The following is a 22,312-nucleotide window of genomic DNA, read 5'->3' on the forward strand; positions in this document are numbered from 1 at the left end:
GATCAACTATCTCAACCTACTTTTCGCGAGGCTTGCTCACTCCGCCGCCACCTTCGCGCTCGCCCCCTTCGCCAGCAGCGGCGCCAGATACCGCCCGGTATAGCTGCGCTTCTCCTTCACCACCTCTTCCGGTGTGCCGGTCGCGACGATCTCGCCGCCTTTGACGCCGCCTTCCGGGCCGAGATCGATGATGTAATCCGCGGTCTTGATGACGTCGAGGTTGTGCTCGATGACCACCACGCTGTTGCCCTGCTCGACCAGGGCGTGGAGCACTTCGAGCAGCTTGCGGACATCCTCGAAGTGGAGGCCGGTGGTGGGCTCGTCGAGGATGTAGAGCGTGTTGCCGGTGGCGCGGCGGCTGAGCTCCTTGGCGAGTTTTACGCGCTGGGCTTCGCCGCCGCTCAGGGTGGTGGCCTGCTGGCCGACCTTGACATAGCCCAGGCCGACCTCGGCGAGCATGGCCATCTTCTCGCGGATGGGCGGCACGGCCTTGAAGAACTCGACCGCGTCCTCGACGGTCATGTCCAGCACGTCGGCGATGCTGTGGCCCTTGAACTTCACCTCCAGCGTCTCGCGATTGTAGCGCTTGCCGTGGCATTCCTCGCAGGTGACGTAGACGTCCGGCAGGAAGTGCATCTCGATCTTGATGAGGCCGTCGCCCGAGCAGACCTCGCAGCGGCCGCCCTTCACGTTGAACGAGAAGCGGCCGGGCTTGTAGCCGCGCGCCTGCGATTCCGGCAGGCCGGCGAACCAGTCGCGGATGTTGGTGAAGGCGCCGGTGTAGGTCGCGGGATTGGAGCGCGGGGTGCGGCCGATCGGCGACTGGTCGATGTCGATCACCTTGTCGAGATGCTGCAGCCCGTCGATCCGGTCATGCGCGCCGGCGATGACGCGGGCGCCGTTCAGCGTGCGGGCGGAGGCGGCATAGAGCGTGTCGATCGTGAAGCTCGACTTGCCCGAGCCGGAGACGCCGGTGATGCAGGTGAAGGTGCCGAGCGGGATGGACGCGGTGACGCCCTTGAGATTGTTGGCGCGGGCATTGGTGACGGTGAGCTTCTTGCCGCTGCCCTTGCGGCGTTTGGCCGGCACCTCGATCTCGCGGGTGCCGTTGAGATAGTCGGCGGTGAGCGAGCCGTGGGTGGCGAGGATGTCGTCCAGGCTGCCCTGCGCCACGATATGGCCGCCATGGACGCCGGCGCCCGGCCCCATGTCGACGATATGGTCGGCGGCGCGGATCGCGTCCTCGTCATGCTCGACGACGATGACGGTGTTGCCCAGGTCGCGCAGGCGCTTGAGGGTGATGAGCAGCATGTCGTTGTCGCGCTGATGAAGGCCGATGCTGGGCTCGTCGAGCACATAGAGCACGCCGGAGAGGCCGGAGCCGATCTGGGACGCGAGGCGGATGCGCTGGCTCTCGCCGCCCGAGAGGGTGCCGCTGGTGCGATCGAGGTTCAGATAGTCGAGGCCGACATTGTTGAGGAAGCCGAGCCGCTCGATGATCTCCTTGAGGATGGCCTTGGCGATCTGGTTCTGCTGGTCGCCGAGCTGGGCGGGGAGCGCGGTGAACCAGGCGAGGCAGTCCTCCACGGACATGCGCGTGGGCGTGGCGATGTCGGTCATCGCGACCTTGACCGCCAGCGCCTCCGGCTTGAGGCGGGCGCCGTGGCAGGTCTCGCAGGGCTGGGCGGTCTGGAACTTGCTGAGCTCCTCGCGCATCCAGGCGCTGTCGGTCTGCAGCAGGCGGCGGTTGAGATTGCCGATCACGCCCTCGAACGCCTTGTTGACGCTGTAGGTCTTGCGCCCGTCCTGGAAGGTCAGGGTGACGGGCTTGCCGCCGGTGCCGTGGAGGATGATCAGCCGCACCTCGCTGGGCAGATCCTGCCAGGGCGTGTCGAGGCTGAAGCCGTAGGCGGTGGCGAGGGAGGCGAGCACCTGCATATAATAGGGGCTGGGCGGATTGGACTTGGCCCAGGGGACGATCGCGCCCTTCTTGAGGCTGAGCGCCTCATTGGGGACGACGAGCTGCTCGTCGAACAGCATCTTCTCGCCCAGGCCGTCGCAGGCCGGGCAGGCGCCCTGCGGGGCGTTGAAGGAGAAGAGGCGCGGCTCGATCTCGGCGATGGTGAAGCCCGAGACGGGGCAGGCGAATTTTTCCGAGAAGATGATGCGGTTGGCGGGAATGCCGGCATTCTTCATCGCCCCGGCGGACTGGTCCTCGCCCTCGCGGCCGGGCACGACGCCGTCCGCCAGATCGACATAGGCCAGCCCCTCGGCGAGCTTCAGCGCCTGCTCGAAGCTCTCGGCGAGCCGCTGGGCCATGTCCGCGCGGACGACGATGCGGTCGACCACCACCTCGATGTCATGCTTGTACTTCTTGTCGAGCGCGGGGGCTTCCTCGATCGGGTAATAGTCCCCGTCGATGCGCACGCGGGTGAAGCCGGCGCGCTGCCACTCGGCCAGCTCCTTGCGATACTCGCCCTTGCGGCCGCGCACCACGGGCGCGAGCAGATAGGCGCGCGTCCCCTCCGGCAGCGCCAGCACGCGGTCGACCATCTGGCTGACGGTCTGCGCGGCGATCGGCAGGCCGGTCGCCGGCGAATAGGGAATGCCGACGCGCGCCCACAGCAGACGCATATAGTCGTAGATCTCGGTGACGGTGGCGACGGTCGAGCGCGGGTTGCGGCTGGTCGTCTTCTGCTCGATCGAGATGGCGGGCGACAGGCCGTCGATATGCTCGACGTCCGGCTTCTGCATCATCTCCAGGAACTGGCGCGCATAAGCGGAGAGCGACTCCACATAGCGGCGCTGCCCCTCGGCATAGATGGTGTCGAAAGCGAGGCTCGACTTGCCGGACCCGGAAAGGCCGGTGATGACGATGAGCTTGTCCCGCGGCAGATCGACGTCGATCCCCTTGAGATTATGCTCGCGCGCGCCGCGCACGGATAGCGTTGTGAGACTCATGCGCTCCGTTCTATCTCTGTTCTATTTGGGAATCCAGACAGGAAGATAGGAGCGGGCGGCGCGAAATGCGAGGGGGACGTGGTCGGCGGCCCCGACCTGCTGACAGCATTATGTCAGCAGTCGACCGGCGGCGCTGAAGACGGCTGTCGGCGCGAGCATGCCCGCGCCATCAGCGTGACGAGCAGGTGCGCCAGCACAGGTCGAGCGCCAGCCGGATGCCGGCGACGGTCGCTTCCGCAGCGAACCGGCCGGGATCGAGCGCGATCGTCATGGCGAAGCTGGTCGCACGACTGGCGTGGACCATCATCTGATGAAACGCTGCGCCGGCCAGAGCGGACGACAGGGCCAGCGCGGTGACGAGGGCGGGCTTGGGCATGACGGTTGACCTCGGTGTGACGTGACTTGCGCGCAGACGGCATGCCGGCGGGCGGTGCGGCTCCTCTACGGCCGGCCTGGCACCTGGGATTGAACGCAACGGCTATTCGCGCGGATGCCGCTGGCTGCCAGCTGCCTGCCCGCAGCGAGACGGGCCGGACCGAGGGGCTTTCAATTGCGCCGGGAGTCGCTAGAAAAATCCCATGGCAAGGGGGCGGGCCAAACTCGCAATATCGCAGGGCGTGAGCGTCTGGGTGCTGGAGGCTCTGGACGGCTTCGGCGATGCCGAGGTGCATGCGCATCACGCGATCCAGATTTCGCTCTGCCTCTCCGGCGCGCTGGCGCTTGTCGGCGCGGGAAAGACCGTTCGTGCCTCAGGCATCGCGGTCGCGGCCGATTTCCCGCACCGGCTGGAGGCGCAGGGGCTCATGGCCTTCATCTTCGTCGAGCCGGAAAGCCGCGTCGGCCGGGCGCTGCGTCAGGGCCTGCTCGGGCAGGACAGCATGCGGGCGTTCGATACCACGGCCATGGAGACGCATCTGGAGAGGCTGCGCGCGACGTTCGTGGCGGGACTGGACGTCGAGACACTGCTGGATGCGGCCCGCGAGGCGGTAAACGTGCTGGCTCCGGGCGCGCCGGCGCTCCTGCCCGATCCGCGCATCCAGAAGATCATCGACTATGCCAATGCACATCTCGACGAGCCGCTCAGTCTCGCCGAGGCATCGGCGGGCGTCCACCTCTCGCCAAGCCGCCTGCGCCACCTGTTCGTCGAGCAGACCGGCCTCGCCTTCAAGACCTATATGCTGTGGCTGCGGCTGGTGCGGGCGGTGCAGGTCTATTCGGAAGGCCAGTCGCTGACCGAGGCGGCGCATGCGGCGGGATTTTCGGACTCGGCGCACTTCAGCCGCGTGTTCCGGCGCACCTTCGGTACGCCGGCGACCCACCTGACGCGACTTTAGCCCTTGCGTTCAATCGGGCGGTTCGGATCGGGACTAGGACGGCCTCCTCACCAAAGGAGCCTCATCATGACCATCTACACGATCAACGACCAGAACCGTTCCGCCGGGTGCGCCTGCATCGTCTGCACTTGCGAAGCCTGCGCCTGCGCACTGGCCGCCACCGAGAAATGCGGGCGCCCGGACTGCACGTGCGGTCCCGACTGCCGCTGCAACCGCCGCGACTAGAAGCTCTCCGTCGCGACACGACGCCATCGGGACGTCCATTTAGCCCTCTCCCGCAAGCGGGAGAGGGTTGGGTGAGGGTCTTTTTTTGTAAGTCCCACACGGTAAGCCCGAAACAGACCCTCACCCTCCCACCGCTGCGCGATGGGCCCCTCCCTCTCCCGCGAAGGCGGGAGAGGGGCTAAGCACCGCGTCACGCCGACATAGACCGTTCCGGTGAGCGGGCGCGACGAGATGCAAGTGGATCGACATCGCGCCGCATGGTGCGGCGCTGCCAGGTTCCGCCCTCGCAAGAATGCCTGACAAACAAAACGCCCTGTCGCCATCCCGTGCCTTCTTTGATCTCCGCAGCAGTTCCGCTATGATCTGCGGCAGACTCCGGGACGCCTTACAGCAACAATCGCATTGCCTGACCAAGACCCCCTTATCGGGAGCCTGTCCCCATGCGCTTCAGTTCACAGACAGTCGGCGGCTACCGCGTTCATGCGGTGAGCGGCGTCAACACGGTGTCGTTCGGGATCGCGTTCGCCGCGGCGGATACGACCGGGCTGCTCGGCTTCGCGGTCGAGCGGGAGGATCCGACCGAGAACGAGAAATATTATATGTACGGCTTCAAGGTGTTCGAATCCGTCTATGGCGAATTCGGCCCGGATCAGGCGGCGAGCACGTTCGACCAGCCGGTGCAGAGCTTCGTGTGGGACGATTTCACCGCCAAGCCGGATCGCGACTATATCTACCGCTTCTATCCGCTGAAGGGGGCGCCCAAGAATCTCGATCGCAGCGCGCCGCCGATCCCGATCAGGAGCCACACCGAGCCGCTCTTCTCGACCGGGCCGCACGACGTCTTCTTCAATCGCGGCGTGGCGAGCAGCCAGGCCTATGTCCGCAAGTTCGGCTATGAGAAGCCGGACGAGATCGCCGATCCGGCCAAGCGGCTGGCGGCGCTGCAATGGCTGAGCCGCGACCTCGACGAAGCGATCTACAGGTTCATCGACACGGCGCAGGCGGGCGACTCTATTCTGGGCTGCTTCTACGAATTTCATTACAAGCCGGTGCTGACCGCGCTCAAGGCGGCGATCGACCGCGGCGTGATCGTGAAGCTGATTATCGACAGCAAGGACAACAGCTATACCGACAAGAAGGGCCTGTTCCACGAGGCCTTCCCGCGCAAGGCCAACCGGGACGCGGTGGCCGAGGCCGGCATCCCGGCCAGCGCCATCGCGCTGTGGCGCGAGGCCAATCCCAACGACATCCAGCACAACAAGTTCATGGTGCTGCTGCAGGGCGCGGCGGGGACGCCCAAGCAGGTGTGGACCGGATCGACCAACATCTCGCTGGGCGGCATCCACGGCCAGACCAATGTCGGCCACTGGGTGCGCGACGCGGCCGTGGCCGAGCGGTTCAAGGCCTATTGGGACCTGCTCTCGGGCGATCCGGGCGCGCCGGACGGGGCGAGCGCGGCGGATGCGCGGCGGCTGCGCGCGGCCTATCGCGATGCGGTCGCGGGGCTGGAGGCGGTGCCGCACGACTGGCATGCGCTGCAGCCCGGCACGGTGCCGGTGTTCAGCCCGCGCACCGGGCTCGACATTCTCGACATGTATTTCGCGATGGTCGACGATGCCGAGCGCCTCTCCTGCATCACGCTGGCCTTCGGCGTGAACGGGCTGCTGAAGGACAAGCTGCTCGACAATCCCTTCCATGACGAGCGGCTGACCTTCCTGCTGCTCGAGAAGGAGGACAAGGCCAATCCCAAGTCGACCAAGCCGTTCGTGCCGCTGCGCGCCTCCAACAATGTCTATTCGGCCTGGGGCGCCTATATCACCGACCCGATCTATCGCTGGACGCGCGAGACGAGCCCATTGAAGCTCGGTCTCAACACGCATGTTCTCTATATCCACAGCAAGTTCCTGCTGATGGACCCGCTCGGCGCGGCGCCGGTCATCGTCACGGGATCGGCCAATTTCTCGGAAGCGTCGACCAACGCCAATGACGAGAATATGCTGATCGTGAAGGGTGACCAGCGCGCGGCGGACATCTATTTCACCGAGTTCAACCGGCTGTTCTTCCATTATTATTTCCGCTCGATGTACGAGAAGCTGGATGGCGGGGCGGACACCGGCGGCGGCGCCGGCAAGGCGAGCAAGTTCCTGAGCGAGGATGATCGCTGGCTGGCGAAGTACAAGACGGCCGGGAGCCTCAAGGCCAAGCGGGTGGCGGTGTTCACGCATATGGCGAATGCGCAGCCGGGGTGAGGGGCGGCTCTTGGCCCTCTCCCGCCTTTCGCGGGAGAGGGTTGGGTGAGGGTCTTCTTTTTCCGGCCCGTGAAGAAGAAGACCCTCACCCTCCCGTTTCGCGGGTCCCTCCCTCTCCCGCGAAGGCGGGAGAGGGTTTGAGCACGCCGCGCCATCTCATCTCTTGCGTATCGCGCCCGGCCGCGTCATGATACCGTTGACAAAACAACGGAGGGGGCATGACGCATCGTCGGTCTTGGACAATTTCGGCCGGCATGGCGCTTGCCCTGCTCGCATCCCCGCTTGTCGCGCAGCGCGGTCCCGGGCCGCTGACGCCCGATCAGCTCGACAAGCTGGTGCCCAAGCATCCGGGCTATCTGGGCGCGCTGGCGCCGGAGAACCTCCGGAAGAAGCGGCCCGCGCCGGGCTTCGACCTGACCGGAACCTGGTTCGTCGACCTCTCCGAGGGCTTCAACAAGTTCATGTTCGGGCCGCCTTATCCCGACTTCCTGCCCGATGCGGCCAAGGCGCTGGCGGAAGGGCAGGCGGCGGCCAAGGCGGGCAGAACCTATCGCGACGCGATCGGCCAATGCTACCCGCCCGGCATGCCGATGATCATGACGCGGGTCTGGCCGATCGCGATGATCCAGCTGCCGACGGTGATCTACATGGTGGCCGGTTTCGAGAACAGCTTCCGCGCGATCTATCTCGACGGGCGCGCGTTCAGCGATCCGGACACGGTGGTCCACAGCTATAACGGCGAATCCATCGGCCATTGGGAAGGCAAGACGCTCGTCGTCGAGACGCGCTACATCGAGCCGGACAATCATTATATCGACAGCGGCATCCCGGTCTCCGACGACTTCGCGATGACCGAGCGGATGACGATGCTCGACGGCGGCAGGACGCTGCAGATCGAGTATATCATGACCGACCCGCAGAACTGGAAAGGCGAGTGGCGCAACACCAAGCGCTGGACGCGGCAGGACCATACCGACATTGGCGAGGTCGAGTGCATCCTCGCCAACAACGCGCACCTGCCCGGCACCGATCTGGGCAACAGCAAGGTCGGCGATGCGGGCGACACGGAGCCCAGGCCATGAGCCGGGCGAGACTGGCGGCGCTGCTTGTGGCGATCGCCGCGCCGGCGGCCGGGCATCACAGCTTCGCGATGTTCGACCAGACCAGGAAGCTGGTGCTCAAGGGCACCGTCGCGGCGTTCCAATGGACCAACCCGCACGCCTTCCTGGAGCTGGACGTGCCGGGCGCGGGCGGGGCGAGCACGCACTGGAGCATCGAGCTCAACAGCCCGAACAACCTGACCCGGCAGGGCTGGCGGCGCACCTCGATCAAGCCGGGCGACATCGTCTCGGTGACGATCAACCCGCTGCGCAACGGCAAGCCGGGCGGACTGTTCAATGCGGTGGTGCTGGCCGACGGCAAGGTGCTGACCGAGAAGGCCTTCGAGACCGGCAAGCCGATCAACGTGCCCGGTGCGAATTGAGGAGCGGAGAATGATGCGGAAGACTCTCCTGTGCGCCGGCCTCGCGCTGGCGACGCTATCGGGCGCGGCGGACGCGCACCACAGCTATGCGATGTTCGACATGACCCGCAGCGCCGACCTCAGGGGGACGGTGGTGCAGTTCAAATGGACCAATCCGCATGCCTGGATCGTGATCGGGGTGAAGGATGCGGCGGGCAATGTGGTCAACTGGAACATCGAGATGAACAGCCCCAACAATCTGGCGCTGCTCGGCTGGAAGCGATCGAGCCTCAAGACGGGCGATCAGGTGACCATCACGGTGCATCCGCTCAAGGGCGACAAGGCGGGCGGATCGTTCATGTCCGCCGTGCTGGCCGACGGATCGACACTGAAGGGATGAGCGGCATGGCATGGAGTGGCAAGGCGGCGCTGATCGCGCTGCTGATGGCGGGTGCGGGCGCGGCGAGCGCGCAGCCGGGGGCGGTGGTGACCTCCGATCCGATCAAGGGACTGGCGCAAGGCACCGGCGCGCCCTTCCCCAAGGGGCACCAGGCCGCGCTGGATGCGCTGCCCGACTGGGGCGGCATCTGGTTCGTGGTCTTCCCGCGCGGGCCGGGCGCAGGCGCGCCGCCGCCACCGCCCAGGCTCAAGGGCAAATATAAGGACGACTATGAGGCGTGGCGAAAGGCGCTCGCGGCCAGCAACGGCGTCGAGAAGAAGACTTCCTCCAACTGCAGCCCGCCGGGTATGCCGGGGATCATGCAGATCCCGCAATATCCCTTCGAGTTCCTGTTCACGCCGGGGCGGGTGACGATCAACCAGGAAGCCTGGATGCAGACGCGCAAGATCTGGACCGACGGGCGCCCGCATCAGGAGGATCCCGACCCCAGCTTCATGGGCGACAGCATCGGCCATTGGGAGGGCGGCACGCTGGTGGTCGACACGATCGGCATCAATGCGGGCCTGCAGCTGCAGGCCGGCATGGCGCATTCGGACAAGCTGAAGATCACCGAGCGCATCCACCTCTCGACCAGCGATCCGGACGTGCTGATCAACGAGATGACCTACACCGACCCGGACGCGCTGGAGGAGCCCTACACCAAGACCGTGACCTATCATCGCGACCGCTACGGGGCGCTGCTCGAGTTCGAATGCTCGGAGAATGACCGCAACCCGGTGGACGAGAAGGGGGATACGCAGTTCAATTGAGGGGGTGATTGGGGGCGAGGAGGGCTGCCGGGAGGCGGGATACGGGGTATCCCGATGCAACGGATATCCCAATGGATTGAGGGGCCGCTCCCCGCGCCCTTCGTGCCGTCCGCTAAACCGGCCGCTCATCCCGATAGCTGCCTGTTCGGATACGACGACATAGCGGACATATAGCGCGGCGGCAGCGCACCGACGGGTGCGCTGCTACCAACTTTCAGGCCTTGGCCGGTTTCATCCGATCAATCAGTTTCCGGGACATGTCGATGCGATTGAGCAAGTCTCGGAGAGGCGCGCAATCCGGGTAAACGGCCTGCAGCTTCTGCTTCAGGTGCCCGAGGATCGCAATCAATCCTTCGCGCGATACCGCTTGGTTCAAGAGGGCATCCTCTCTTTCGAGTTCGTGATAATAGACATCAAAGAACTCGGGGCCTTCCAACTGTCCGCGGCCGATTTCTTTTGCCATCCAGTCTTCGAGCGTCGAGCGCACGCCATTCATTCGGCGATAGACTGAATAAGGGCGTTCCTGCGACGAGAGCACCGCTTTGATCATGCGGCCCGCCTCAATATGGCCCTCGATGCCCAACTCGCCTTTGGGACGCCGCCGCGTCGAGCCCATATTATAGCTGTATGGCACAGTCGTTGCGCTATCAGTCGGATAGATCGTTCCGCGGCAACGCGCGCGTCGAATGTCCTGCTGCGTCTTAGCGCTCGGGCTAGCAAACGTCTCCCACGACGAGACAGACTCGCCTGCCCAATCTTCCGCCAGAAGTGGTGCCGGCATGGCGTTGATCTTCGCCACCAGTACGTCGAGATCGTATTCGGTAGCTCCGTCGGTCGCAACGTAGAGGTCGCAGCTGTAGGGATAGTACATGCCCGGCCAGGAGGTTTTGGCAATGCGCCATTCGTGTCGTGCCGCCCACGCTGCACGCTCGTCTTCGTCGGGAACCCCGCTATAGGGTTCGTCGACAACGATCACCTGTCCCGTTACCACATCGACCCAGTCGGTCGGATGATCAGTGTAAGGCAACCTATTGTCCGGCGAACCTTTCGGAAAACCCTTGCGATGCTCTCGTGACGGACGCAGCCCCGTCCTTTCCATAAAACGCAGCGACCGTTCGGCGGTCGAGAGGCGCTCGCGGGCGTAAACTTGAGTTTGCGCGATGGAGTCGCAGACGAAATGATCGTCAGCAACCATTCGCAAGTTTCCAAAACCGCGAACCTCTTTGAGTAGGGGCTTGCTGCAAGTCTCGAGAATAGGGCGTACTAGGTCAATCCGCAGCGTTTCGCGCCCGACTTGGTAGCGCTTGTCCTTGTCACACCAATAAATGGTCAACAGGACATAAGGCCGCTCATGGGGCGAGCCTTGTGCCGGGAGCACCTTTTGGGCGTTGCGGAAGTTCGTGCAGTTTGCAGCGCGCGCCGCGATATCCAGTGCTTCGGAATGTTTGATGCCCTGATCTTTGCGGAGCTGCGTGGCGAGAGATTTCACACCATCCAGCGTCGTCGGACGCACATCACCAATCAACATAGCCATTCTCCTGGCCTGGATAAGCAAGCGTCACTCGCCAACCGCCTTTCCAGACCCGAATGTCCGTTGAAAGGTTTGTGATGGTTTTCAGAGCAGTGCTGCCAGCAGCTTCGGAACGGCGAGTGCCATGCTCATGCCAAGAGCTCGGTCCATATAGATTGTAGCTTTCAGGTTTTCAATGGCACCTTGCGAGATTTATGTTGATCGCTGGACGGCATCTCGTGGCTGAGATGGAGTGATTAGCGGATTGGCAACCGTCAAAATTGATATCTCTAATGACAACAATGCCGTCATTCTTTTGGAGTGCATTGTCCGTTCTCCACGACTTCCCAGCCATCCGGCGTCGATTGTCAGGGCGGAGCAGCGGACAATCATTGAAGCGGGAATTGGTCCGCGCGGACTAGGCTGGCAGCCACTCCTTATCGATCGCGCTGTTCGCGGTCCGGGACCAGTCCCTCATCCCAGGAAATTGCTCAGCACATCCGGGTGGAAGCCCCACTTCGCGAAGCCGCAGACGCCCAGGAACATGCCGAAGGCGCCGAACGCCCAGCTTGCGTGGAGCAGGCGCTTGCTCTCGGTCAGCGCGGCGACCGCGGCGAGGGAGATGGCGGTGGAGATCAGCGCCTCGCTGGCGTCGAACTGGTCGTCATGGACGTTGAGCGCGTCATATTGCGCGGAATAAGCCTGCGCCTGCTGCTGGAGGCTGGGAACCTCGCCGCGATATTTGTCTATCGATGCGGTGAGCGCCTTGAGCGGGGCGGCGGCGCGTGCCCTGGCGGCGTCATCGTCGGCCAGCAGGAGGATCTGGCGGCGCGATTCTTCGCTGATGTGAAGTTTGGTCTTGGTGGCCTGATACTCATTCCAGCTGTCGACCGAGTTGGATTGCGCCTGTTGCATCGCCTGGACGATGTTGCCGTCCTTGATGTTGCACAGGCCGGTGAAGACCGAGAGGATCACCACGGTGACGGCGACCATCCGGTTGAGGCGCTTGTCCTTGGCCTCGGCGCTGACTTCGACTTCCATCGTTCGTTTCTCCGCCCCCGCGCGCGCCTGATAGCCGATCCGGCGCGCCGGGAGCAAAGCGAATTGGTTATGGCGGGGTGCTCGTCGCGTCATTTTCAGCGAGGGCGGACGCGGTGTGAGGGGCGTTTCGCGTGCCATTGTCCGATTAGTGCACATGATAAGCAGTTGGTTCGCACAAAAGGCTAGGCAGAGGCCGCTTCGTCATGTCAGGACGGCACATGACATCTTGACATTGGCAACTTGTGCAGGCAGATACCTATCAAGATAGGAGAGTTCGCGATGACGATTACCGCTACACCCATCTCGCCCCGCTTCGGCGCCGAAATTTCGGGCGTGGACATCAGCAAGCCGCTCGATGCCGAGACCGTGCAGGCGCTGATCGCGCTGCAGGACAAATGGGGCGTCACCATGTATCGCAACACCGGCCTCGACGATGAGGGCCAGATCGCCTTCGCGCGCAATTTCGGCCATCTCGAGAGCCTGCCGCCGCGCGAGGGGCGCCCGCGCATCTATCTGTTCAACGCCGGCAACCTGACCGCCGAGGGCGAGATCAACCGCAGCCCCTCGGCGATGACCTATCGCAAGGGCGACCAGATCTGGCACACCGACTCCTCGTTCATGGACCTGCGCACCAGCTACTCGATGCTGCGCGCGGTCGAGGTGCCGGCATCGGGCGGCCCGACCGAGTTCTGCGACGCGCGCTCGGCCTATGACGACCTGCCGCAGGAGATGAAGGACAAGATCGCGAACCTGCAATGCGAGCACAGCCTGCTCTGGTCGCGCAAGCAGGGCGGCGCGGACATCACGCACGAGATGATCATGGAGCGGCACCGGCCGGTCCATCCGCTGGTCAGCCCGCACAAGGGATCGGGCCGCAACATGATCTATGCCGGCGCGCATTGCTATCGCGTGGTCGGCTGGGGCTGGGACGAGAGCCGCGCGCTGATCGACTATCTCAACGCGCACGTCACGCAGGAGAAATATCAGATCAAGGTCGACTATGCGGTCGGCGACATGGTGATCTGGGACAATCTCGCCGTGTTTCATCGCGGTGGCCAGTTCAACTGGGACGAGCGCCGCGACATGCGCCGCGCGACCGTGCGCGAGCTGCCGGCACCGCCGGAAGGCGATGATCCGTTCGGCGAGCTGTTCAAGACCATGCCCAAGATCGAGCCGGTCAAAGCCTGAGCCTGGGCCTGGGCTGAACGGACGGGCGCCGCGCGGCGCCGGTCCGTTCCGGGACAAAGGCGGCGTTCGGCGGGAAAACCTAACGGCCATTGTCATTGGCCCGGCGCAGGCGCGCCATGTTAGCTCCCCGGGACCGGCGCGGATGCCGGCAGTGGGAGATTGATCATGATATCTGGGAAGACTCGGCTGGCCTGCCTGTGCGTGGCCGCGCTGGCGATGGCGGGCGCGCGGGCCGACGCGGCCAATCTGCTGAGCAACGGCAGCTTCGAAAGCCCCGACGTGACCTTGCTGTTCCTCAATCCGGGCAGCACCACGATCACCGGATGGACGGTCGCGGCGCAGGCGGGCAGCGCGCCGGGGACGCAGGTATCGCCGGTCGACAATGCCGCGTTCGGCGCGCTCGGTGTCGTCGCCTCGCACGGCAGCCAGTTCGTCGACCTGACCGGCAATGTCGGGCGCGGCGGCGGCGTGGTGAGCAATGCCTTCGCGACCGGCAGCGGCGCGTCCTATCGCGCGAGCTTCGATGTCGGGGCGTTTTTCGTCGGCGGACAAGGCTCCTACGGCAATGTGACCGTCGACCTGTTCGTGAACAACAGCTTCGTGCAGAGCTTCACCAACATCATGAGCCTGCAGTCGGCCGGATCGGACTGGCAGCGCTTCTCCTGGGACTTCGCGGGCACGGGCAGCCCCATGACGATCGGCCTGTTCAGCAGCCTCTCAACGGCCTCCAGCAATCTGGGCGTGGGGCTCGACAACGTCTCGGTCGACCTGCTGTCGTCCGCCGTTCCGGAACCGGCCACCTGGGCCCTCATGGTCGGCGGGCTCGGCCTGGCCGGCGGCATGATGCGGCGGCGCAAGATGAGCGCCGTTCTCGCCTGACGGGCGACCGTCTCGCTCGCCGTGGCGATCGCGCGGCGGGCGGGAACCTTTCATCGCGCTCTCGGTTACTTGCCGAACAGGTCAGCGGGAAAGAATTGATATGAGCCGGAAGGCGACAGGGCACATCATCTTCGCACCGCATCACGCCAGTCGCATCCTCCCCTAATGTCGCTCGCTATTTCCGTTCCCGGACAGCGCCGGCCGGACAGCAGCGCCATGGGCGCTGCCAAGGGCACCGCCTTCGCCGCTCGGCTGCGCGCGGCGACGCGGGCGTGCCATGACGAGGTCGACACGCTGTTCGGCCGCTTCGACCTTTCCGATCGGTCATCCTACGCCCGTTTCCTGACGGCGCATGCGGCCGCGCTCGTGCCGGTCGAGGATTGGGTGGGCGCGACACGGCTGATGCCGGACTGGCGGGGCCGCAAGGAAGCGCTCTGGGCCGATCTCGCCGCGCTGGGCCGCTCGCTGCCGCATTTCGAACCGCTCGACTGGCCGCGCCACGAGGCGGCGCGGTGGGGGGCTTTCTATGTGCTGGAGGGATCGCGGCTCGGCGGTGCGATGCTGAGCCGCGCGGTGCCGGAGGATCTGCCGCGCGCCTATCTCTCCTCGGTCCATGCCCCCGGCGCGTGGCGCGGTTTCCTGGCGGCACTCGACGAGCATGCGCAGGCCGGCGGGCCGGACTGGGAAGCGGCGGCGATCGCGAGTGCCGGGCGGGTGTTCGCTCTCTATGCGCAGGCGGCGCGGCTGGCCGGCGCGCGATGACGCCCGACAGCCTCGACTTCAAGGTCAACCTCACCAATTGCGACCGCGAGCCGATCCACATCCTCGGCAACATCCAGCCCTTCGGCTTCCTGGTGACGGTGGGCGCGGACTGGCTGATCTCGCGCGTCTCGGCCAATGTCGAGCAGTTCACCGGCCGGAGTGTCGCCGACCTGCTGGGGACGCCGCTCGCCGACCTGTTCATGCCGCAGGCCCTGCACAATATCCGCAACAGGCTGCTCATGCTGCGCGGCCCGGACGCGGTCGAGCGCCTGTTCGCGCAGGACCTGATCCACGACCGCCCGCCATTCGACCTCGCCGTCCATTTCGCGGGGGACGCGATCGTCATCGAGGCCGAGCCATGCGCGGAAGAGGCGGCGGAAGCGGCGAGCCTGGTGCGCACGCTGATCGCGCGGCTCGGGCAGGCGGATTCGATAAATGGCTTCATCCGCGAGGGTGCGCGGCAGGTGCGGGCGATCACCGGCTTCGACCGGGTGATGGTCTACAAGTTCGACAATGAAGGATCGGGCGAGGTGGTGGCCGAGGCGCTGAGCGGCGGGGTCGAGAGCTTCCTGGGGCTGCATTATCCCGCCTCGGATATTCCCGTGCAGGCGCGCCAGCTTTATGTGCGCAACATTTTCCGCATCATCGCCGACGTGAAGGCGGTGCCCGCGCCGATCGTGCCGCAGGTCGCGCCGGACGGGACGGTGCTGGACCAGTCGCTCTGCGTGCTGCGCGCGGTCTCGCCGATCCACATCGAATATCTCAGCAATATGGGCGTCTCCGCTTCGCTCTCCATCTCGATCATCGTCGACGGCAAGCTTTGGGGCCTGTTCGCCTGCCACCATCATTCGCCGCGCCTGCCGAGCCTGGCGACGCGGACGGCGGCGGAGCTGTTCGGCCAGATGTTCTCGCTGATGCTGGAGAGCCGCGAGCGCAGCGAGACCGCCGACTATGAGAGCCGCGCCCGCGCGGTGACCGACCGGCTGATGGCGACGATCGCCAAGGACGCCGATCTGCTGACCAATGCGGAGTGGCTGGGCGAAGTGATCTTCGACACGATCCCGGCCGACGGCGTTGCGGTGTTCGTCGACGGCGCGATGTCCTCGAGCGGCCTCACGCCGAGCAAGGACCAGCTGCGCGCGATCGTCTCGATGCTCAACCGGGCGGCGGCGAGCGAGGTGTTCGCCTCCGACAGCCTGCAGACGCTGCTGCCCGAAGCGGCGGATTATTCGGACATTGCCGCGGGGATGATCGCCATCCCCATCTCGCGGCGGCCGCGCGACTATGTCGTGCTGTTCCGCAGCGAGCAGCTGCGCTCGGTGCGCTGGGCGGGCAATCCGGAAAAGGCCATCGACTATGGCCCCAACGGCGCCCGCCTCACGCCGCGCAAGAGCTTCGAGGCCTGGTCGCAGCTGGTGAAGGGGCGCAGCCTGCCGTTCACGCATAGCGAACGGCGAGTGGCCGAGGCGCTGCGCGTCGCCATGCTGGAAGTGCTGGTGCGGCTGGCCGACAATGCCGGCGAGGAGCGGCAGCGCGCCACCGAGCGGCAGGAGTTGCTCATCGCCGAGCTCAATCACCGGGTACGCAACATCCTGGCGCTGATTCGCGGCCTCATCTCGCAGACGCGCGACGGGGCGCAGAGCGTCGAGAGCTTCATCGGCAACCTCGAGAGCCGGGTACAGGCGCTGGCGCGCGCGCATGATCTGGTGACGCGCGACAGCTGGGGGCCGGCGCGGATCCGGGACCTGATCGAGGTGGAGGCCAAGGCTTTTCTCGGCCAGAAAGTCGCCCATCTGAAGATCGAGGGCGAGAATGTCCTCCTCCACCCGGCAGCCTTCACGACGCTGGCGCTGCTGTTCCACGAGCTGATGACCAATGCCGTCAAATATGGCGCGCTGTCCGACAGCGGCACGGTGGAGCTGAGCTGGCGGCAGGACGAGGAGGGCAGCCTGCTCATCGACTGGGAGGAAAGCGGCGGTCCGCCGGTGACGCCGCCGCAGCGGCGCGGCTTCGGCACGACGATCATCGAGAAGACGGTGCCGCACGATCTGGGCGGTCAGGCCGAGATCCGTTACCGGCTCGGCGGCGTCTGCGCGCATTTCTGCGTGCCCTCGCGCCATGTCGCCGGCGTCGCCGCGGAGGAGGCGCGCGATATCTCCGGTTTGCCGGTGCCGGAAGCGCGCCGGCCTTTGCTCGGCAAGACCGTGCTGCTGGTCGAGGATGCGATGATCATCGCGTTGGATGCGGAGGATGCGCTGATCGGCATGGGCGCGCAGGAGGTGCTGATTGCCGCCAATGCCCGCAACGCGATCGATCTGATCAATCAGAAGCGCATCGACGTCGCGCTGCTCGACTTCAACCTTGGCGCGGAGAATAGCGGGAGCGTCGCGGCGGTTCTGACCGAGCGCGGCGTGCCGTTTCTCTTCGTCACCGGCTATGGCAGCGGACTGGATACGCGCCGCTTCCCCGAGGTGCCGGTCGTCACCAAACCCTACGGCGCGCCGCAAATCGCGGCCGGGCTGTCGCGGTTGCCGGGCTGGGCGGACCAGGACTGACGAGGGCCGGAACCCGGAGCAGCCTTCTCGCGTTTTCTGCCCATCTCAACACCGACGAGAGGTATTCGCCATGGGCGACACATCCCCAGTACAGGGCGACGGCAAAGTGCAGGGCGAGGGCAATTACGACGCCGCCCGCCAATATGACCGCGAGACCAGCCGGCATGCCAAGGACGAAGCCGCCGTCCGCAAGGAGGCCGAGGCGGCGAAGAAAGCGCTTGATGGCGCCGAGGGCGACGAGCTGAAAGCGGCCGAGAAGGAAGGCGCTTCGCACGCCAAGGCGTGAGGGACGGGCGGCGTCCCCGCGATGCCACCCTGGGACTCGGGACGGGAGCGACGCGAGCCGCTTTGTGCGGCTCGTCGCAAATCGGCTTGCGCGCGAGTCCCGCGTGATTAATCTCTGAGGAGCGGTCGTCCGTTTCCGGGCGCTGATTTGGTTTTTGCGCGGCGCGGTAGCGTTAGCGTGCGCCGAGCGATTTGCGAAATCGATATTTCATTGTGACTTTTCCACAACTTATCTGCTCCGCTGTTTCATTGCGATGCAGGCGGCGGCAATTTCCTGTTGCGACGCACAAGATTATCTGATTCCATGTGAATACGGGACAACGGACGCTTAAGCCCTCGGTAACCAAGGGGGGAGCATGATCCGAAGTGCCACGAATGGATGGAGGCAGCTATGGGTCAGCAGCATTCGAAGCCGACGGACGGAGCAGTCACTCTTGCGGAACTGCGCGAGTTCGCCTCGTTCCCGGCCGCCACGCAGCGTTATATCCGCCGGTCGCTCGACGTCGCCTTTCATCGCGGCGATGCCATGGAGACCTGGGGTCGCGACGTGGTCGAGGAAGCCAGCATCCGTGCGCAGGCGCGCATCTACGGCCGCCTCGACGAGATCAAGCATCTGGTGCCCGACGACAGCGGCCTCGACCAGATCGAGCCGTTCATGGCGCCGCTGGTGACGGTCTCCGCCTTCGATCTCGGCCAGAATCGGCTGAGCAGCTTCTCGGCCTATCGCTTCCTCTACGAACGGCTGATCGGCGCGGGATCGCGCCCCTGGCTGCCGGGCGCCTTCTGCGCGGCCGCCAGCCTGCCGCACCTCCACCCCGAGCGCCGCCGCGCCCTGCTCCAGTCGATCAGCGAAGCGGCCGCGACCGCCGCCGGCTGGTCCTCGCGCGAGCCGAGCTTCTTCCCGGAGTGGGTCGAGAAGGTGGACATCAGCAAGGCGCACTGAGCGCGACGCTGAGTTAAGAAAGAGGGCGGTGCCGAGGGGCGCCGCCTTTTTTGTTGTGGCTTATGAGTTCGGTGCGGGGGGGGAGCCACCTTTAGCCCCTCTCCTTTAGGGGAGGGGTTGGGGTGGGGCTACAACGTTGCGATGATCGCTTCGCGACACCCACCCCCTACCCCTCCCTTGAAAGGGAGGGGTGAGAGTAAGTCACTCCGCTGCAAGCAATTCTTCCGCGCCCTGCAGGTCGACCGAGACGAGGCGGCTGACGCCCTGCTCGATCATGGTGACGCCGAACAGGCGGTGCATGCGGCTCATCGTGACCGCGTTGTGCGTGACGATGAGGTAGCGCGTCGCGGTGTCCTGCACCATCGCGTCGAGCAGGCCGCAGAAGCGCTCGATATTGGCGTCGTCGAGCGGGGCGTCGACCTCGTCGAGCACGCAGATCGGCGCGGGGTTCGTCAGGAAAAGCCCGAAGATGAGGGCGACAGCGGTGAGCGCCTGTTCGCCGCCCGAGAGCAAAGTGAGCGTGGTCAGGCGCTTGCCCGGCGGCTGGGCCATGATCTCTAGGCCTGCTTCCAGCGGATCGTCGCTCTCGATCAGCTCCAGATGGGCCTGGCCGCCCTGGAACAGTGTCGTGAACAGGCGCTGGAAATGACCGTTCACCGCCTCGAACGCGGCGAGCAGGCGCTGGCGGCCCTCGCGATTGAGATGGCCGATCGAGCCGCGCAGCTGGTTGATCGCGGTGGTCAGCTCCTCGCTTTCGGCCCGGCTCTTCGCTTGCGTCTCCTCCAGCTCGGCGAGCTCGGCGGCGGCGACGAGATTGACCGGGCCGAGCCGCTCGCGGTCCAGCACGAGCTTGTCGTGGCGGGCCTGTTCTTCCTGCGCTGGCGCGAGATCCTCGCTGTCGAAGCCGAGCTTGGCGGGCAGAAGCGGCGGCGGGCAGGAGAAGCGCTCGCCGCAGCTCTGGCCGATATCCTTGCGGCGGGCGACGGCGTTGTCGGCGCGGGCGAGAGCACCGGCGCGGGCCTCGCGCGCGGTGCTGAGCGCTTCGCCGGCGGCGGCGAGCGCCTTTTCGGCGGTGGCGAGCGCGGCCTCGGCACTGGCCTCGTCGGTACGGGCCTGCTCGGCGCGGGCGGCGCCATCGAGCGCGGCCTCGGCAAGGGCGTCGAGCTCGGCGGAGAGGGCGGCGGGGCGATCGCGCATGCCGGCGAGATCGTCGGTGAGGGCCTCGCTGCGGCCCTTCATCTCGGCGATGCGGCGAGCGGCGTCACCGGCGCGGGCGCGCCAGCCGCCGATCTCGCCGCGTATGGCCTTCACCCGGTCCTCGTCGGTCGCGAGGGCGCGCTGGATCATCGCCTGCTCGGTCTGCACCTGGCCGATGGCGGTGCGGCAATGCTCGGCGGCGGTCTTGAACAGCTCGACCTCGGCGGCGGTCTCGTTCCCCTGCGCGAGGGCGTCGAACGCGGCCTGCGCGCTCGCCATCTCGGCCTGGGCGGCGGCGAGATCGGTCGCGGTCTCGGCGGCGCGGCGGTCTAGATCGGCGCGGCGGCCGGCGACGCGCTCGATCATGGTCGCGACTTCGCCCAGGATGCGCTCGGCGGCGCGCAGGGACTCCTCGGCCATCTGCGCGGCGCCCCGGGCGCTGCGCTCCTCGGCATTGGCATCGCGCAGGGCATTCTCGGCATCGGCGAGCGCGGCCTCGGCGGCGGCGACGGCGGCGAGGACGGCGGGGCGCTCCTTGCTGATCGCTTCCAGCCGATTGAGGCGGATCAGCCGCTCGGCGGCCGCGACGCCGCCCTCCTCGACGATGAAGCCGTCCCAGCGGCGCATCTTGCCGTCCAGCGTCACCATGCGCTGGCCGACATGGAGCGACTGTCCGGTGTCCGCCTCGGCGACCGCGATCTGGGCGAGGCGGCGGGCGAGGACATGCGGCGCCTTGACGTGGTCCGCGAGGGAGTCGCAACCGTCCGGCAATGGCGGATCGAGCGCCATGATGATCGCGCCCGCCCAGCGGGCGAGGCCTTGCTCGCCGATGCCGGCGCTGAGATCATCGCCGAGCGCGGCGGCGAGGGCGCGCTCATAGCCGGGCTCGACGCTGATCTTGTCGATCGCGCGATAGCCGTCGCCGAGGCTCTCGATGCCCTTGGCGAGTGCTTTTGCCTCGCTGTCCAGCGCGGCGGCGGTGGCGCGGGCGGCGGCCATCTCGCGCTGCTGGGCGGCGACCGTTTCGGTCTGTCTGTCGCGCGCGAGCGCGGCGGCGGCGATGCGCTGATCGGCCGTAGCGCGGTCGGTGAGGGCCTGCGCCTTGGCCGCTTCGGCGATCGTCTGGCGCTCGGCGAGGGGGGCGGGGTCCGGCAGAGCGGCGAGCGACTGGGCGACGCGATCGACCTCGCCGGTGGCGCGGGCGAGCTTCTGACGGGCGCTGGCAAGGCCGGCCTCGGCGACGCGGCGCTCGGCCTGTTCGCCGGCGAGGCGGGCCATGGCCTGGGCCAGGCTGACCTCGGTATCGCGGCTGGCGCGCTCCGCTTCGGCGAGGCGGGCGACGAAGGCGGGCAGGGCGGCGCGGGAGTCCTTGATCCGGCTCGTCAGGCCGGCTTCCTCGTCCTGCAGTTTCTCGATCGCGCTGGCGGCGTCGATGGCGAGGGCGCCTTCGCGCTCCTGATCCTGCGCCATGCGGGCGAGCTGGCCTTCCAGCTCGGCGATGCGGCGGACGAGGCCGTCGCGCTCGGCGGTGAGGCGCTCCAGCCGGAAGCGGGATTCGGCGGCCGCCTCGCGCGCGCTGTTGGCGGCGGCGCGATTGCGGGCCAGCACTTCCACGGCACTCTGGGCCTGCGCGGCGGCGCCCATCTGCGCTTCCTGCGCGGTGCGCACGAGCGCCTCGGCGACCTCGGCCTCCTTGCCGGCGCGCTCGGCCGCCTCGGCCGCCTCGCGATAGCGGGCGAAAAGGGCGCGGCCCTCGGCGAGCAGGATCTTCTCGCTGAGCTCGCTATAGCGCTCGGCGGCGCGGGCCTGACGGCGCAGCGCGTGGGCGCGCACGTCCATCTCGGCCAGGATGTCGTCCAGCCGGGCGAGGTTCTGGGCGCTGGCCTTGAGCTTCTGCTCGGCATCCTTGCGGCGCACGTGGAGCCCGGCGATCCCGGCCGCTTCCTCCAGCATGGCGCGGCGCTCGGCCGGCTTGGCCGCGATGACGGCGGCGATCTTGCCCTGGCTGACCAGCGCGGGGCTGTGCGGGCCAGTGGCCGCGTCGGCGAAGACCAGCGAGATGTCCTTGGCGCGCACGTCGCGGCCATTGGCGCGATAGGCGCTGCCGGCGCCGCGCTCGATGCGGCGGACGACTTCCATCTCGCCGTCCGCGCCCAGCTCGACCGCCGGGATGACCGCGCCGGGCGGCTGCACCGCGAACAGGCTGACCTCGGCGAAATCGCGCGCGGGCCGGGTGGCGGTGCCGGCGAAGATGACGTCGTCCATGCCGCCGCCGCGCATCGACTTGGGGCTGGATTCGCCCATCACCCAGCGAATGGCTTCGAGCAGGTTGGACTTGCCGCAGCCATTGGGGCCGACGATGCCGGTGAGGCCCGGCTCGATGCGCAGGTCGGTCGGCTCGACGAAGCTCTTGAAGCCGGTCAGCTTCAGGCGGCGGATCTGCATGCCCGCGCCGCGCGCGCGGTGCAGCTCGGGCAGCGGCCCGTCCGTCTCGTCCTGCTCTGGTCCGCCC

General features: G+C 66.6%; 18 protein-coding genes. 13 read left to right on the top strand and 5 right to left on the bottom strand.

Annotated elements, in window-relative coordinates:
• Window positions 1-36: 36 nt before the first annotated feature.
• Window positions 37-2,961, bottom strand: a complete 2,925-nt coding sequence (uvrA, locus tag KK488_RS03265; protein ID WP_214621707.1) for an excinuclease ABC subunit UvrA — start codon at window positions 2,959-2,961, stop codon at window positions 37-39.
• 169 nt (window positions 2,962-3,130) lie between these two features.
• A complete protein-coding gene (locus KK488_RS03270) occupies window positions 3,131-3,337 on the bottom strand; it encodes a hypothetical protein (RefSeq protein WP_214621708.1) in 207 nt (68 codons plus the stop codon).
• A gap of 241 nt (window positions 3,338-3,578) precedes the next feature.
• Between KK488_RS03270 and KK488_RS21650 the strand changes: the two genes are divergently transcribed.
• The 7 genes from KK488_RS21650 (at window position 3,579) to KK488_RS03305 (ending at window position 9,440) form a co-directional block, all read left to right on the top strand.
• Complete coding sequence (locus KK488_RS21650) at window positions 3,579-4,295, top strand: helix-turn-helix transcriptional regulator (RefSeq protein WP_214621709.1); 717 nt, start codon at window positions 3,579-3,581, stop codon at window positions 4,293-4,295.
• Between the two features lie 66 nt (window positions 4,296-4,361).
• Window positions 4,362-4,520 carry a hypothetical protein gene (locus tag KK488_RS03280; RefSeq protein WP_214621710.1) on the top strand — a complete coding sequence of 53 codons (159 nt, stop codon included), beginning with the start codon at window positions 4,362-4,364 and terminating at the stop codon, window positions 4,518-4,520.
• Window positions 4,521-4,960: 440 nt separating this feature from the next.
• The gene (locus tag KK488_RS03285) at window positions 4,961-6,769 is read left to right on the top strand and encodes a phospholipase D-like domain-containing protein (protein WP_214621711.1); all 1,809 of its coding nucleotides are present in this window, start codon (window positions 4,961-4,963) and stop codon (window positions 6,767-6,769) included.
• Between the two features lie 218 nt (window positions 6,770-6,987).
• Window positions 6,988-7,851: a hypothetical protein gene (locus tag KK488_RS03290; RefSeq protein ID WP_214621712.1), complete on the top strand. Its 864-nt coding sequence runs from the start codon at window positions 6,988-6,990 to the stop codon at window positions 7,849-7,851.
• Entirely contained in the window at window positions 7,848-8,252 is a 405-nt protein-coding gene (locus KK488_RS03295) for a DUF6152 family protein (RefSeq protein WP_214621713.1), read from the top strand. The genes KK488_RS03290 and KK488_RS03295 overlap by 4 nt, the downstream gene beginning before the upstream one ends.
• Before the next feature lie 10 nt (window positions 8,253-8,262).
• Window positions 8,263-8,631 carry a DUF6152 family protein gene (locus tag KK488_RS03300; RefSeq protein ID WP_214621714.1) on the top strand — a complete coding sequence of 123 codons (369 nt, stop codon included), beginning with the start codon at window positions 8,263-8,265 and terminating at the stop codon, window positions 8,629-8,631.
• A gap of 5 nt (window positions 8,632-8,636) precedes the next feature.
• Window positions 8,637-9,440: a hypothetical protein gene (locus KK488_RS03305; protein ID WP_214621715.1), complete on the top strand. Its 804-nt coding sequence runs from the start codon at window positions 8,637-8,639 to the stop codon at window positions 9,438-9,440.
• A gap of 214 nt (window positions 9,441-9,654) precedes the next feature.
• Here the strand turns inward: KK488_RS03305 and KK488_RS03310 are convergent, their stop codons facing one another.
• The gene (locus KK488_RS03310; RefSeq protein ID WP_214621716.1) at window positions 9,655-10,974 is read right to left on the bottom strand and encodes a DUF5623 domain-containing protein; all 1,320 of its coding nucleotides are present in this window, start codon (window positions 10,972-10,974) and stop codon (window positions 9,655-9,657) included.
• 450 nt (window positions 10,975-11,424) lie between these two features.
• Entirely contained in the window at window positions 11,425-11,991 is a 567-nt protein-coding gene (locus KK488_RS03315; RefSeq protein ID WP_214621717.1) for a DUF4337 domain-containing protein, read from the bottom strand.
• A gap of 279 nt (window positions 11,992-12,270) precedes the next feature.
• Here KK488_RS03315 and KK488_RS03320 point away from each other — a divergent pair, with 279 nt between their 5' ends.
• The 6 genes from KK488_RS03320 to KK488_RS03345 all read left to right on the top strand — a co-directional run bounded on the left by KK488_RS03320 (window position 12,271) and on the right by KK488_RS03345 (window position 18,603).
• Window positions 12,271-13,179, top strand: a complete 909-nt coding sequence (locus tag KK488_RS03320; protein ID WP_214621718.1) for a TauD/TfdA dioxygenase family protein — start codon at window positions 12,271-12,273, stop codon at window positions 13,177-13,179.
• Window positions 13,180-13,344: 165 nt separating this feature from the next.
• Window positions 13,345-14,058: a PEPxxWA-CTERM sorting domain-containing protein gene (locus tag KK488_RS03325; RefSeq protein ID WP_214621719.1), complete on the top strand. Its 714-nt coding sequence runs from the start codon at window positions 13,345-13,347 to the stop codon at window positions 14,056-14,058.
• Between the two features lie 165 nt (window positions 14,059-14,223).
• Window positions 14,224-14,820, top strand: coding sequence for a biliverdin-producing heme oxygenase (locus tag KK488_RS03330; RefSeq protein ID WP_250890038.1), 597 nt, complete (start codon window positions 14,224-14,226; stop codon window positions 14,818-14,820).
• The gene (locus KK488_RS03335; protein ID WP_214621720.1) at window positions 14,817-17,375 is read left to right on the top strand and encodes an HWE histidine kinase domain-containing protein; all 2,559 of its coding nucleotides are present in this window, start codon (window positions 14,817-14,819) and stop codon (window positions 17,373-17,375) included. Before KK488_RS03330 ends, KK488_RS03335 begins: the two co-directional genes overlap by 4 nt.
• 70 nt (window positions 17,376-17,445) lie before the next feature.
• Window positions 17,446-17,661, top strand: coding sequence for a hypothetical protein (locus tag KK488_RS03340; RefSeq protein ID WP_214621721.1), 216 nt, complete (start codon window positions 17,446-17,448; stop codon window positions 17,659-17,661).
• A 390-nt stretch (window positions 17,662-18,051) separates the two neighbouring features.
• Complete coding sequence (locus KK488_RS03345) at window positions 18,052-18,603, top strand: hypothetical protein (protein ID WP_214621722.1); 552 nt, start codon at window positions 18,052-18,054, stop codon at window positions 18,601-18,603.
• A 201-nt stretch (window positions 18,604-18,804) separates the two neighbouring features.
• Here the strand turns inward: KK488_RS03345 and KK488_RS03350 are convergent, their stop codons facing one another.
• Window positions 18,805-22,245, bottom strand: a complete 3,441-nt coding sequence (locus KK488_RS03350) for a chromosome segregation SMC family protein (protein ID WP_214621939.1) — start codon at window positions 22,243-22,245, stop codon at window positions 18,805-18,807.
• Window positions 22,246-22,312: the final 67 nt, after the last annotated feature.

Source organism: Sphingobium nicotianae (assembly GCF_018603885.1).
Lineage (GTDB): Bacteria > Pseudomonadota > Alphaproteobacteria > Sphingomonadales > Sphingomonadaceae > Sphingobium > Sphingobium nicotianae.

Excerpts from the sequence above, each read along its gene's own strand:
- uvrA (WP_214621707.1), bottom strand. The coding sequence starts at position 2,961 with ATGAGTCTCACAACGCTATCCGTGCGCGGCGCGCGCGAGCATAATCTC.
- KK488_RS03270 (WP_214621708.1), bottom strand. The coding sequence starts at position 3,337 with ATGCCCAAGCCCGCCCTCGTCACCGCGCTGGCCCTGTCGTCCGCTCTG.
- KK488_RS03280 (WP_214621710.1), top strand. The coding sequence starts at position 4,362 with ATGACCATCTACACGATCAACGACCAGAACCGTTCCGCCGGGTGCGCC.
- KK488_RS03285 (WP_214621711.1), top strand. The coding sequence starts at position 4,961 with ATGCGCTTCAGTTCACAGACAGTCGGCGGCTACCGCGTTCATGCGGTG.
- KK488_RS03290 (WP_214621712.1), top strand. The coding sequence starts at position 6,988 with ATGACGCATCGTCGGTCTTGGACAATTTCGGCCGGCATGGCGCTTGCC.
- KK488_RS03295 (WP_214621713.1), top strand. The coding sequence starts at position 7,848 with ATGAGCCGGGCGAGACTGGCGGCGCTGCTTGTGGCGATCGCCGCGCCG.
- KK488_RS03300 (WP_214621714.1), top strand. The coding sequence starts at position 8,263 with ATGATGCGGAAGACTCTCCTGTGCGCCGGCCTCGCGCTGGCGACGCTA.
- KK488_RS03305 (WP_214621715.1), top strand. The coding sequence starts at position 8,637 with ATGGCATGGAGTGGCAAGGCGGCGCTGATCGCGCTGCTGATGGCGGGT.
- KK488_RS03310 (WP_214621716.1), bottom strand. The coding sequence starts at position 10,974 with ATGGCTATGTTGATTGGTGATGTGCGTCCGACGACGCTGGATGGTGTG.
- KK488_RS03315 (WP_214621717.1), bottom strand. The coding sequence starts at position 11,991 with ATGGAAGTCGAAGTCAGCGCCGAGGCCAAGGACAAGCGCCTCAACCGG.
- KK488_RS03320 (WP_214621718.1), top strand. The coding sequence starts at position 12,271 with ATGACGATTACCGCTACACCCATCTCGCCCCGCTTCGGCGCCGAAATT.
- KK488_RS03325 (WP_214621719.1), top strand. The coding sequence starts at position 13,345 with ATGATATCTGGGAAGACTCGGCTGGCCTGCCTGTGCGTGGCCGCGCTG.
- KK488_RS03330 (WP_250890038.1), top strand. The coding sequence starts at position 14,224 with ATGTCGCTCGCTATTTCCGTTCCCGGACAGCGCCGGCCGGACAGCAGC.
- KK488_RS03335 (WP_214621720.1), top strand. The coding sequence starts at position 14,817 with ATGACGCCCGACAGCCTCGACTTCAAGGTCAACCTCACCAATTGCGAC.
- KK488_RS03340 (WP_214621721.1), top strand. The coding sequence starts at position 17,446 with ATGGGCGACACATCCCCAGTACAGGGCGACGGCAAAGTGCAGGGCGAG.
- KK488_RS03345 (WP_214621722.1), top strand. The coding sequence starts at position 18,052 with ATGGGTCAGCAGCATTCGAAGCCGACGGACGGAGCAGTCACTCTTGCG.
- KK488_RS03350 (WP_214621939.1), bottom strand. The coding sequence starts at position 22,245 with ATGCAGATCCGCCGCCTGAAGCTGACCGGCTTCAAGAGCTTCGTCGAG.